Source organism: Inquilinus sp. (assembly GCF_039594555.1).
Lineage (GTDB): Bacteria > Pseudomonadota > Alphaproteobacteria > DSM-16000 > Inquilinaceae > Inquilinus.
On sequence record NZ_JBCNNF010000231.1, the window covers coordinates 1 to 11,072 of the forward strand.

Annotated in this window: 13 protein-coding genes; 9 read left to right on the plus strand and 4 right to left on the minus strand. The window is 70.8% G+C overall.

The window, feature by feature from the left end; translation table 11 throughout:
- Positions 1 to 215: 215 nt before the first annotated feature.
- The 8 genes from ABDW35_RS22495 to ABDW35_RS22530 all read left to right on the plus strand — a co-directional run bounded on the left by ABDW35_RS22495 (position 216) and on the right by ABDW35_RS22530 (position 8,138).
- Positions 216 to 1,133, plus strand: coding sequence for an acyl-CoA desaturase (locus tag ABDW35_RS22495; RefSeq protein ID WP_343716118.1), 918 nt, complete (start codon positions 216 to 218; stop codon positions 1,131 to 1,133).
- 20 nt (positions 1,134 to 1,153) lie between these two features.
- Positions 1,154 to 1,537, plus strand: coding sequence for a hypothetical protein (locus ABDW35_RS22500; protein WP_343716119.1), 384 nt, complete (start codon positions 1,154 to 1,156; stop codon positions 1,535 to 1,537).
- A gap of 58 nt (positions 1,538 to 1,595) precedes the next feature.
- Positions 1,596 to 2,570, plus strand: coding sequence for a methylmalonyl Co-A mutase-associated GTPase MeaB (meaB, locus tag ABDW35_RS22505; protein ID WP_343716120.1), 975 nt, complete (start codon positions 1,596 to 1,598; stop codon positions 2,568 to 2,570).
- A gap of 306 nt (positions 2,571 to 2,876) precedes the next feature.
- Positions 2,877 to 4,253: an FAD-containing oxidoreductase gene (locus ABDW35_RS22510; protein ID WP_343716121.1), complete on the plus strand. Its 1,377-nt coding sequence runs from the start codon at positions 2,877 to 2,879 to the stop codon at positions 4,251 to 4,253.
- Positions 4,250 to 4,528 carry an acyl carrier protein gene (locus ABDW35_RS22515; RefSeq protein WP_343716122.1) on the plus strand — a complete coding sequence of 93 codons (279 nt, stop codon included), beginning with the start codon at positions 4,250 to 4,252 and terminating at the stop codon, positions 4,526 to 4,528. Before ABDW35_RS22510 ends, ABDW35_RS22515 begins: the two co-directional genes overlap by 4 nt.
- A gap of 141 nt (positions 4,529 to 4,669) precedes the next feature.
- Entirely contained in the window at positions 4,670 to 6,472 is a 1,803-nt protein-coding gene (locus tag ABDW35_RS22520; RefSeq protein WP_343716123.1) for a tetratricopeptide repeat protein, read from the plus strand.
- Positions 6,473 to 6,572: 100 nt separating this feature from the next.
- A complete protein-coding gene (locus ABDW35_RS22525; protein ID WP_343716124.1) occupies positions 6,573 to 7,127 on the plus strand; it encodes a thioredoxin family protein in 555 nt (184 codons plus the stop codon).
- 72 nt (positions 7,128 to 7,199) lie between these two features.
- Entirely contained in the window at positions 7,200 to 8,138 is a 939-nt protein-coding gene (locus ABDW35_RS22530; protein ID WP_343716125.1) for a GNAT family N-acetyltransferase, read from the plus strand.
- Positions 8,139 to 8,153: 15 nt separating this feature from the next.
- On the opposite strand, the gene ABDW35_RS22535 is transcribed toward ABDW35_RS22530, so the two are convergent.
- Together ABDW35_RS22535 and ABDW35_RS22540 are read right to left on the minus strand one after the other, a co-directional pair.
- The gene (locus ABDW35_RS22535; RefSeq protein WP_343716126.1) at positions 8,154 to 8,339 is read right to left on the minus strand and encodes a hypothetical protein; all 186 of its coding nucleotides are present in this window, start codon (positions 8,337 to 8,339) and stop codon (positions 8,154 to 8,156) included.
- Positions 8,340 to 8,451: 112 nt separating this feature from the next.
- Positions 8,452 to 8,811, minus strand: a complete 360-nt coding sequence (locus ABDW35_RS22540; protein ID WP_343716127.1) for an ArsC family reductase — start codon at positions 8,809 to 8,811, stop codon at positions 8,452 to 8,454.
- 132 nt (positions 8,812 to 8,943) lie between these two features.
- Here ABDW35_RS22540 and ABDW35_RS22545 point away from each other — a divergent pair, with 132 nt between their 5' ends.
- Positions 8,944 to 9,450: a GFA family protein gene (locus tag ABDW35_RS22545; RefSeq protein WP_343716128.1), complete on the plus strand. Its 507-nt coding sequence runs from the start codon at positions 8,944 to 8,946 to the stop codon at positions 9,448 to 9,450.
- Here ABDW35_RS22545 and ABDW35_RS22550 read toward each other — a convergent pair.
- Positions 9,447 to 10,697 carry an MFS transporter gene (locus ABDW35_RS22550; RefSeq protein WP_343716129.1) on the minus strand — a complete coding sequence of 417 codons (1,251 nt, stop codon included), beginning with the start codon at positions 10,695 to 10,697 and terminating at the stop codon, positions 9,447 to 9,449. The two genes, ABDW35_RS22545 and ABDW35_RS22550, sit on opposite strands and share 4 nt — an antisense overlap.
- Before the next feature lie 87 nt (positions 10,698 to 10,784).
- On the minus strand, positions 10,785 to 11,072 hold a 288-nt coding region (locus ABDW35_RS22555), incomplete at its 5' end, for a LysR substrate-binding domain-containing protein (RefSeq protein ID WP_343716130.1).

The following is an 11,072-nucleotide window of genomic DNA, read 5'->3' on the forward strand; positions in this document are numbered from 1 at the left end:
GGCGGTGAGTTCGCCTTCGTTGAGATAGGCGAGGATCTTGCGCCGGGGGGCCGAGGCCAGGGCTTCGAAGACACGCTGCATGGTCCATCCTGCCGCCACGGCGGCGCCATCATTTAGGTAGTTAACTAACCATTGACAGATATCGCTACCTCATAGTTAGGTAAATACCTAAATACTGAACCTCGCCGCGCGGCGCAACCCTGACGGAGGATCCGATGCCCTGCCTCTCCACCGCGCGGATGATCGCCGACCCCGACACCAGCGCCGTGCGGGGCCGGGTGGAATGGGCGCCGGCCCGGTCGCTGTGGACCGGCGGCATGACCGTGGCAGCGCTCGGCCTCGCCCCCTTCGCCACCAGCTGGAGCGCCGTGGCGCTGTTCGTCGCCACCACCGCCGTGACCATCTGCGCCGGCCATTCCGTCGGCATGCACCGGCTGCTGATCCATCGCAGCTTCTCGGCGCCGCTGTGGCTCGAGCATCTGCTGGTCTATCTCGGCACCCTGGTCGGCATGGCCGGGCCGATCGGCATGATGCGGCTGCACGACACCCGCGACTGGGCGCAGCGCCAGACGGAATGCCATGACCTGCACGCCCATCGCGCCGGGCTGCTGCGCGACGCCTGGTGGCAGATGCATTGCCGGCTGGTGCTCGACCGCCCGCCCCACTTCGCCCCGGAGAACCGGGTGCTGAACGACCGCTTCTACCGGTTCCTGGAGCGCAGCTGGATGCTGCAGCAGCTGCCCTGGGCCCTGCTGTTCTGGAGCGTCGGCGGCCTGCCCTGGCTGGTCTGGGGCGTGCCGATGCGGGTGGCGGTGTCGCTGACCGGGCACTGGCTGGTCGGGCACTTCGCCCATCGGCGCGGCGACCAGGGGTGGCGGATCGAGGGCGTGGCAGTGCAGGGCTACAACATCCGCTGGTGCAGCCTGGTCACCTTCGGCGAGTCCTGGCACGGCAACCACCACGCCTTCCCGGATTCGGCCCGTCTGGGCGTCGAGCCCGGCCAGGCCGATCCCGGCTGGTGGCTGCTGCGCGGGCTGGAGCGGCTCGGCCTGGTCCGCGACCTAAAGCAGCCCGCTGACCTGCCGCCGCGGCCGGGGCTGCTGCGGGTGGGGCCGCAGCCAGCTGCGGGCTGATCTGAAGGCTGGAGAACGCCATGCCGTTTGCCTGGATCGCGGCTAGTCTTCTCAGCGCATTGGTGCCTGCCAGCGTGATCACGATGATAGCACGCGGCCCGGAACTCGCGAGACTGTGGCTCTTCGCATTCACCGTCGCGCTTGCCCATGGGCTTGTCCTCGGCCTGCCGATCGCACTCCTCTACCGGGCCAAGCGCTGGCAGAGGCCCGGCCTCGCCGTCGCAACGGGATTCCTGATCGGCGCGATCCCGGTTGCCGTGCTCATCGCGCCTGTCGGCGTTTGGCCGGATCACCTCGACCTTGTGGGTCTGTTCGGAACCCTTGGCGCCTCCGGGGCCCTGGCCTTCTGGCTGACGCTGCGCTTGGCCGGCGCCCTGGACGATGCCTCGCCATCCTCCGAATAGGCACGCCCGGCCAAATCGCCTAGCCTTCCCGGGCAGAATCGGCACAGAGGTCCGGCGGGTGACGGCGGAGACGATCGAGGCCATGGCGACGCAGATCCGGGACGGCGACCGCCGCGCCCTGGCCCGCGCCATCACCCTGGTCGAATCCCGCCGCGCCGACCACCGCGAGAAAGCCGAGGCGCTGTTGGAGGCGCTGGCCCCAGCCGCCGGCGGCTCCGTCCGCATCGGCATCTCCGGCCCGCCCGGCGTCGGTAAGTCGACCTTCATCGAGGCGTTCGGCCTGCATCTGACCGGCCGGAGCCACCGCGTCGCCGTGCTGGCGGTCGACCCGTCCTCGCAGCGCTCCGGCGGCTCGATCCTCGGCGACAAGACGCGGATGGAGCTGCTGACCCGCGACCCGGCCGCCTTCATCCGCCCCTCCCCGGCCGGCAGCACGCTGGGCGGGGTGGCGCGGCGCACCCGCGAGACCCTGCTGCTGTGCGAGGCCGCCGGCTATGACGTGGTGATCGTCGAGACCGTCGGCGTCGGCCAGTCCGAGACCGCGGTGGCGCAGATGGTCGACGTGTTCCTGCTGCTGCTGCTGCCCGGCGCCGGCGACGAGCTGCAGGGCATCAAGCGCGGCATCGTCGAGGTCGCCGACATCCTGGTGGTGAACAAGGCCGATGGCGACCAGAAGGGCGCCGCCAACCACGCCGCCGCCGAGTACCGCCACGCCCTGGCGCTGCTGCGCGGCAGCGGCGGCTGGACCCCACCGGTGCTGCAATGCTCGGCGCTGGAAAACCGCGGCATCGATGCGGTCTGGGACACGATCGGGCAGTTCCGCGCGCGGATGGGCAAAGCCCTGGCCGAGCGCCGCGCCGAGCAGGCCCGGTCCTGGCTGTGGCGCGAACTCGGCGACGGCCTCCTGGACGCGCTGCGCGGCCATCCCGCCGTGGCCGCCGCCCTGCCCGGCCTGGAGGCCGAGGTCGCCGCCGGCCGCCTGTTGCCGACCGCCGCGGCACGGCGGCTGCTGGAGCGGTTTCTAGGAGGTTGAGCGAAGCCCGTGCCGGCCGGATCCCTGAGAGACCCGGCCGGCGCCGGATGTCAGGCCTTCTTCAGCGCCGAAGCCGAGGTCGCGGCGCCCTTCTTCAGGGCGGCGTCCTTCTTCGGCTTCTTGGCTTCCTTCGGCTTGCGCATTTGACCCTTGGCCATGGCATGCCTCCTTCGCTCTTGGGCCTCTACATCATAGCGAAACGCCACGGATCGTCATAAAAATTCAATATCGGCGGACGGTGCGAGAGATCCCGTCTCCGCCGGCCCGGATGCGTTATCCTCTCTCCCGGCAGACAGGGAGGCGGCGATGACCAGCTATGACGCCATCATCATCGGCACGGGCCAAGCCGGACCGGCGCTGGCGGACCGGCTGAGCCGCGCCGGCCAGCGCGTCGCGGTGATCGAGCGGGCGCGCTTCGGCGGCACCTGCGTCAACACCGGCTGCATCCCGACCAAGACCATGGTCGCCAGCGCCTATGCCGCCCGCATGGCGCAGCGCGCGGCCGAATTCGGCGTGGTGCTGCCCGGCCCGGCCACGGTCGACATGAAGCAGGTCAAGGCGCGCAAGGACGGCGTCTCCGGCCAGTCCCGCATCGGCGTCGAGGGCTGGATGCGCGGCCTGGAGAACGGCACCGTGATCCAGGGCCATGCCCGGCTGACCGGGCCGAAGACCGTGCAGGTCGGCGACGAGACCCTGACCGCGGAGCGGATCTTCCTGAATGTCGGCGGCCGGGCCGCGGTGCCGCCAATGCCGGGGATCCGCGACGTGCCGTTCCTGACCAACAGCACCATGATGGATCTGGACACGCTGCCGGAGCATCTGGTGATCGTTGGCGGCTCCTATATCGGCCTCGAATTCGGCCAGATGTTCCGCCGCTTCGGCAGCCGGGTCACCATCATCGAGCAGGGCCTGCGGCTGATCGGGCGGGAGGACGAGGACGTCTCCGACGCCGTCGCCGACTTCCTGGAGAAGGAGGGCATCGTCCTCCGCACCAACGCCAAATGCCTGAGCGTGGCGCCGGACGGCGACGGCGTGGCGGTGACGGTCGACTGCACCGCCGGTGCTCCGGTGGTCCGGGGGTCGCACCTGCTGCTGGCGGTCGGCCGGCAGCCGAACACCCACGACCTGGGGCTGGAGGCGGCTGGCGTGGCCACCGACGAGCGGGGCTACATCACCGTCGATGACGCGCTGCAGACCAGCGTGCCCAGCATCTGGGCGCTGGGCGACTGCAACGGCCGCGGCGCCTTCACCCACACCGCCTATAACGACTTCGAGATCGTCGCCGCCAACCTGCTAGATGGCGACACCCGCCGGGTCAGCGACCGGATCACGGCCTACGCCCTCTACACCGACCCGCCGCTGGGCCGCGCCGGCATGACCGAGGCGGGGGCGCGCCGCTCCGGCCGCCGCCTGCTGGTGGCCAAGCGGCCGATGACCCGGGTCGGCCGCGCCGTCGAGAAGGGCGAGACCGAAGGCTTCATGAAGGTGGTGGTCGACGCCGGCACCCGGCAGATCCTCGGCGCCGCCATCCTCGGCACCGGCGGCGACGAGGTGGTGCACGGCCTGCTGGACCTGATGTACGCCAAGGCGCCCTACGACGTGATGCAGCGGTCGATGCCGATCCATCCCACGGTGTCCGAGCTGCTGCCGACCCTGCTCGGGTCGCTGGAGCCGCTGCCGTGAGCGGCCGCGACCGGGTGGAGGCCGAGGTGTTGCGGGTGCTGCGCGCTGCGACGCCGGCGGCCCGCTCCATCGCATCGGACGACCGGCTGCTGGAGGATCTCGGCCTCGCCCCGGCCGACGTCACCCGATTGGCCTGGGACATCGAGCAGGCACTGGGCGCGGACATCCCGCGCGACGACCTGGCCTCGGTCTTCACCGTCGGCGCGCTGATCGACCTGGTCGACCAGCACTACGACCCTCTGACGGCCGAGCCGAAGCACGGCTGGCACATGTAGCGGCCGTCGCCCTGCCCGCCCCAAGGGGCATGCCGGGGCTACGCCGAAAGGATGAGTGCACTGCAGCGCCGCGCCGGACCTACGGCGTTGCGGGATCGGCGAGCAGGCGCCAAGCTGGTTGAGCTGCCGGAGGGTTCTGCAATGCATCCCCAGCGTCGGCTGACCGTGATCGTGTCGCTCGATGTGGCCGGCTTCACGCGCCTGGTCCAAGAGGACGAGCGCGGCACCCTCGCGGCTCTCGCCGCGATCCGCCGGGATCTGCTGGGCGCGCCACTGCGGGCCCGGCACGGCCATGTCTTCAAGACCATGGGCGACGGCGTGCTGATCGAGTTCTCGAACATCGAGGATGCCGTGTGCTGGACGGTAGACTTCCAGAAGGCCATGGTGATCCGCAACGCGCAGAAGCCCAGGCGGCCCATGCAGGTGCGGGCCGGCATCGCGCTCGCGGATGTCTTCGTCGAAGGCGAGGACAGGTTCGGGGCGGCCGTCGCCTTCGTCGTCCGCCTGCAGCAGGCCGCGCCGCCGGGAGGCATCGCCATCACCCATTCCGTGCGCTGGCAGCTCGGCAAGGCGCTGTCGGCACCGTTCGTCCAGGAAATGAAGACCCTGAAGGACATGGGCGGCCCGATGGAAATCTGGGTCTGGCGTCCTTCCGGCGGCGATATCGAGAGCGCCGCCGCCGTGAACCGCGACATCGCCGGGGCGGAGGACGGCGAGGAGGACCTGCCCTCGATCGTCGTCCTGCCCTTCGAGAACCTGTCCGGGGATCCTGCCGCCTCCACCCTCGCCGACGGCGCGGTGGAGGAGATCACCGCGACCCTCTCCCGGATCCGGGATTTCACCGTCATCGCGCGCCATTCGGCCGTGGCGTACCGGGCCGCCGGACGCCCCCTGGACCCGCGCGAGATCGCCCGCACCTTCAAGGTCCGCTACGTGCTCGAGGGCAGCGTGCGGACATCCGGCAAACGGGTGCGGATCTCGGCGCGGCTGGTCGATGCGGCCAGCGCGCGCCAGCTGTGGTCCGGACGGTTCGACGGCACGGCCGAAGACGTCTTCGACCTGCAGGACCGCATCGCCGAAGGCGTCGCCGGCGAACTGCATCCATCGATCCGCGCGGCCGAGATCGCGCTGGCGCTAGGCAAGCGGCCCGAGAGCCTGGCCGCCTACGACCTGATGCTGCAGGCCCTGCCGCATCTCTGGGCCCATCGCAAGCCGGAGAATGCCGAGGCGATCCGGCTGCTGCAGGATGCGCTGCGGCTGGATCCGGACTACAGCCGCGCCGCCGCGCTGGCCGCCTGGGCCCATGGGCAGCAGGTCACCTACAACTGGGCCGCCGACTACGCGGCGGAACGGACGGCGGGTGACCTCCTGATCAAGCAGGCCTCGGAAGGGGCGCAGGATGACGCGACGGCGCTGAGCGCCCTGGCCACGGCGACCATGCTGCTGTTCGGCGACATCGGCCGGGCCGAGCAGTTCGTCGATCGCGCGCTGGCGCTCGACCCGAACCACGCCTGGGCCTGGACCCGCCGCGGTTTCCTGCACGTCTATCGCGGCAACCCGTCCGCAGGCCGCCCGTGCTTCGAGCGGGCGATCCGCTTGAGCCCGCTCGACCCGTTCAGCTTCAACTGCTTCATCGGCCTGGGCCTGGCCGCCTTTGCGGAAGGGCGCCCGGAGGAGGCGGCCGGCTGGACGCGCAAGGCGCTGCATCAGAAGCCCCAGGCCACCTGGATGTTCCGCGATCTCGCCACCTTCCTGGCGCATGCCAGGCAGATCGAGCCCGCCCGCGCGGCGCTGGCGCAGTTCACGGCCTCCAGGCCCGGCATCGCCCTGTCGAATGTGGCCGACGCCCTGCATTATTTCGAGCCGGACCTGCTGCGCCGCTATCTCGACGGCCTTGCCCGCGCCGGCCTGCCGCAGGAAGCGACGGATCCGCCGGCACGATGAGCTTCGGTCGGAAGCGACGTCACCAAGATGCATGTCGGCTGCAGTCGATCCCGGCTTACGGGTAGACTGGGGCCGGATCCCGCAGCGAAGGATGCGCGCCATGGCCACGACGCCCCCGCCCCTTGCCCTCGACCTGCCGGCCCCCGGCTTCAGCCTGCCCGGCACCGACGGCCGGACCTATTCCCTGGACGATGTCGCCGGGCCGCGCGGCACGGTGATCGTCTTCATCTGCAACCACTGCCCCTATGTGAAGGCGGTGATCGATCGCCTCGTGGACGACGCCATGACGCTGCTGTCCGAGGGCATCGGCTTCGCCGCGATCTGCTCGAACGACGCCGTGGCCTATCCGGAGGATGGCTTCGCGCAGATGAAGGAATTCGACGAGGCGCACGACCTGCCCTTCCCCTATCTGCATGACGAGGACCAATCGGTGGCGCGCGCCTATGGCGCCGTCTGCACCCCGGATTTCTTCGGCTACGACGCGCAGCGCCGGCTGAAGTACCGCGGCCGGCTCGACGAGGGCCGCACCGCCCCGCCATCGCCGCATGCCCGACGCGAGCTGGTCGAGGCGATGCTGCAGATCGCCGAGACCGGCCGGGCCCCCGCCGACCAGGTGCCGTCGATGGGCTGCTCGATCAAATGGAAGGCGGCGTGAGGCGCATCGCCTGTCCGCACCGCCTTGGCCGCATCCCCTCGACAGCACGACCCGGCCTCGTCAAGGTGCCGCATGGACACTCTCGGCGAGAACGAACTCCGGCTGATGCAGGGCCTGGCCCAGCAGGTCATGGCGCAGCGGCCGGAGCTGGTGAACGGCGATGCCAGCGTCGGCGAGCTGGCCTGGGTCTGGGCCAAGGATGTCGACGCGCTCGGCCGGTTCTGGCGGCACCGGCTGTGGTTCGCCGACGGCCGGCTGGCCGCGTGGGGATGGGCGCATCTGCCCTACCGGGTGCCGCGCGGCGACGGATCGTTCCGCGAGGCCGGGACCGCCAATTTGATCTGGCAGACCCATCCGGACCGGCCGGAGCTGCTGGCCGAGATCCTGGAATGGTACGACGGCGCCGCGGCCGGCGCCGACCGGTCGCTGACGGTCCAGTCCGGCGATGTCCGGGCCCGGGCCATCGTCACCGCGCATGGCTATGCATTCGACACGGAAGCCGGCGCGGATGACGGGTCCTGGGTGCAGTTCAACGCGCGGGAGCTGACGGAGGTGCCGGATCCGGTACTGCCCGAGGGCTTCCGCTTCCTGTCGGCCGCGGACATGCCGGCGGAGGAAGCGGTCCGGGCGCATCGGGATGCCTGGCACCCGTCCGGCTTCACCGTGGCGGCGTTCGAGCGGGTGCGGCGGACCTGGCCGTACCGGGCCGACCTGCATCCGCTGGTCGCGGCGCCCGACGGCACGCTGGCCGCGACCGCGATCATCTGGCTGGACGAGGCGACGCGGACTGCCGAGTTCGAGCCGGTCGGCACGCATCGCGATTTCCGGCGTCGGGGCCTCGGCACCGCGCTGCAGCTGCACGGCATGCGCCTCGCCAAGGCGGCCGGCGCGACCCGGATGCTGGTCGCCTGCCTGGGCGCGCCGGCGCATCCGGCCGCCCGAGACCTGTATTACGGGGTGGGCTTCCACCCGTTCACGCGGGACCTGCCGCAGATCAAGCCGGCGCGATAGTCCGAGGGGCGCGGTTCAGACAGATCGGGTCACCTTGCGCGGTCGCGGCGCCGCCCTGCGCCAGGCCCGGGCTTCCTCGGCGCGTTCATCGCGGGCGATGTCCTCCTCGTCCTCGACCGGGTCCGGGCCGCTGAACACCAGCGCCGTCGCCACGAACACCACCGCCTGCGTCCCCGCGAACATCACCAGCTCTTCGAGCATTGCTTCCCTCCATCAGTGAGGCTGTTGGAGGAGAAACGGGCGGAGAGAGATTTTTGTCTCACCCCTGATCCGCGGATTCTAGACCGGGCCGTCCGACTGCCGTCGCAGGGGTTCAGCGCCCCGGGAGCGCGGCCTCGTACTGCTCCGGCTTGAAGCCGACCAGGAGCGTGCCGCCGATGTCGAGGACCGGCCGCTTGATCATCGAGGGCTGGTCGAGCATCAGCGCGATCGCCTTGGCCTCGGTCAGGCCCTCGCGGGCGGCGTCCGGCAGCTTGCGGAAGGTGGTGCCGGAGCGGTTCAGCAGCACCTCCCAGCCGGCCTTCTTTGCCCAGCCCTCGAGCGTGGCGCGGTCGATGCCGGCGGCCTTGTAGTCGTGGAAGGCATAGGCGACGCCGTGGCCGTCGAGCCAGGCCCGCGCCTTCTTCATCGTGTCGCAGTTCTTGATGCCGTAGATCGTGACCGGCTTCGCCATCGTGCCTTCGCCCGTTCGTCCATGGTGCCGGCCCGACCATAGGGGTAGCTGCGGCCGGCGTCATCCCCGATACCTGACAACCGCTGACAGCCATCGCCTGTAGAATGGCGCGCAACGAGCAGCGAGGCGGGAATGACGAAGACGACGGTCGGAAACAAAGTGCGGACGGCGCCGGCGGAGACATCGGAAGGCCGGTGCCTGTGCGGCCGGGTGCGGGTGGAGATCGGCGTGCCGGCGCGCTGGGCCTGGCACGACCATTCCCGCAACAGCCGGATGGCGCATGGCGCCGCCTACGCAACCTATGTCGGGTGCTGGCGCAGCCGGGTGCGGATCGTCAAGGGCGAGTCCGCCCTCACCCGCTTCACCGAGGAGGAGACCGGGCGCATCCGCAGTTTCTGCCGCCATTGCGGCACGCCGGTGCTGTATGAGCGGCCGCATGCGTCGCAGATGGTTAACATCCCGCGCGCTTTGTTCGAAACCCGCACCGGCCGTGAGCCGCTGTACCATATCGGCATCGAGCAGGCGCAGGAATGGACGTATCGCGGCGAGCCGCTGCGGCCGTTGAAGGGCTTCCCCGGCGTGGTCTGGACCGGGCCGAAGCGGAAGAAGAAGCGGCCGCTGCTGGATGAGGAATTCTAGGCCGTCGCCCGCGCCGGGGTGGCGACCACCGCCGGCCTGTCATCGATCGGGAAGTGCAGCAGCGCCGCCACCAACCCCGCGATCGCGGTGGCGATCCAGATCAGGGAGTAGGAGCCGGTGACGTCGAAGACATAGCCGCCGGCCCAGGCGCCGAGGAACGACCCCATCTGGTGGCTGAGGAAGCAGACGCCGAACAGCGTGCCCAGATGGCGCACGCCGAACACCTTGGCCACCAGCCCGCTGGTCAGCGGCACGGTGCCCAGCCAGGTCAGCCCCATCACCGCGGCGAAGACCACCACCGACGCCTCGCTCTTCGGCGCCAGGAAGAAGGCGGCGATAGCGGCGCCGCGGATCAGGTACAGCCAGCCCAGCACCTGCTGCTGGCGATAGCGCCCGCCGAGCCAGCCGCAGGCCCAGCTGCCGGCCATGTTGAACAGGCCGACCAGCGCCAGCGCCGTGGCGCCCAGCCCCACCGGCATGTGGCACAGCAGCAGGTAGTTCGGCAGATGCGTGCCGATGAAGGCGAGCTGGAAGCCGCAGGTGAAGAAGCCGAGCGTCAGCAGCCGGTAGCCGCGATGACCCAGCGCCTGCGCCACCGCCGCCCGCAGCGGCATCGCCGGCTCGGCCTGCTGCGCCGCCGGCGCGCCGGCCCGTCCGCCCTTGTCGAGAAACAGCCCGAGCGGCGCCACCGCCAGCAGGCAGGCGGCCAGCACCAGCAACGACGCAGCCGTGCCCGAGGCGTTCGTGATCCACTGGGCCACCGGCACCAGCGCCACCTGGCCGAGCGACCCGCCGGCGCTGGCCAGGCCCATCGCCATGCTGCGCTTCTCCGGCGGCGCGGCGCGGCCCAGCGCGGTCAGCACCACGCCGAAGGTGGTGCAGCTGATGCCGATCCCGACCAGCAGACCGAGGCCGACCACCAGCAGCACGCCCGACGAGGCGAAAGCGGTCAGCACCAGCCCGGCGGCGAAGGCCACCGCGCCAAAGGCCACCACCGGGGGCGAGCCCCAGCGGTCGGCGGCGGCACCGGCGAAGGGCTGGGTGAAGCCCCAGACCAGGTTGTGCAAGGCGATGGCGAAGGCGGTCAGCGTCACCGGCAGGCCGCGATCGAAGGAGAACGGCCCGATGAACAGGCCGAAGGTCTGCCGGGCGCCCATCGCGGCGCTCATGATCAGGGCCCCCGCCAGGATAACCGCCCCGATCCGCACCGCCGGGGATGCGATCCGCCTGCTGTCCGTCGCCACCATCGTCCGGGCCCTCCTCGCCCGGCCCCACAATGGCAACGGCGGGAATGGCCGGCAAAAGAGAAGGTTTCGACGGTGGGTGAAGGATCTTCACCCGTTCCTGTGGGTCTGGGCGGAGCGGCGCTCCGGCGCGGCCTCATCTGAGCCGGAAGCCTCGACCTCGCCCAGCAGCCAGCGCCGGAAGCCCAGCAGGTCCGGCCGGCGCTCCGCCCCCTCGGCGCCGACCAGCCAATAGGCGGTCTCCGCCTCGATCTCCGGCAGCCCGGCCTCGACCAGGGTTCCGGCGTCGAGATCCTGCCCGACCAACGGCCGCCGGCCGATGGCGACGCCGAGCCCGGCCGCCGCCGCCTCGAACGCCATCTGGATCGTATCGACGCG

Coding starts and splice junctions, on each gene's coding strand:
- ABDW35_RS22500 (WP_343716119.1), top strand. CDS start 1,154: ATGCCGTTTGCCTGGATCGCGGCTAGTCTTCTCAGCGCATTGGTGCCT.
- ABDW35_RS22550 (WP_343716129.1), bottom strand. CDS start 10,697: ATGGTGGCGACGGACAGCAGGCGGATCGCATCCCCGGCGGTGCGGATC.
- ABDW35_RS22525 (WP_343716124.1), top strand. CDS start 6,573: ATGGCCACGACGCCCCCGCCCCTTGCCCTCGACCTGCCGGCCCCCGGC.
- ABDW35_RS22520 (WP_343716123.1), top strand. CDS start 4,670: ATGCATCCCCAGCGTCGGCTGACCGTGATCGTGTCGCTCGATGTGGCC.
- ABDW35_RS22540 (WP_343716127.1), bottom strand. CDS start 8,811: ATGGCGAAGCCGGTCACGATCTACGGCATCAAGAACTGCGACACGATG.
- ABDW35_RS22495 (WP_343716118.1), top strand. CDS start 216: ATGCCCTGCCTCTCCACCGCGCGGATGATCGCCGACCCCGACACCAGC.
- ABDW35_RS22545 (WP_343716128.1), top strand. CDS start 8,944: ATGACGAAGACGACGGTCGGAAACAAAGTGCGGACGGCGCCGGCGGAG.
- ABDW35_RS22530 (WP_343716125.1), top strand. CDS start 7,200: ATGGACACTCTCGGCGAGAACGAACTCCGGCTGATGCAGGGCCTGGCC.
- ABDW35_RS22510 (WP_343716121.1), top strand. CDS start 2,877: ATGACCAGCTATGACGCCATCATCATCGGCACGGGCCAAGCCGGACCG.
- ABDW35_RS22535 (WP_343716126.1), bottom strand. CDS start 8,339: ATGCTCGAAGAGCTGGTGATGTTCGCGGGGACGCAGGCGGTGGTGTTC.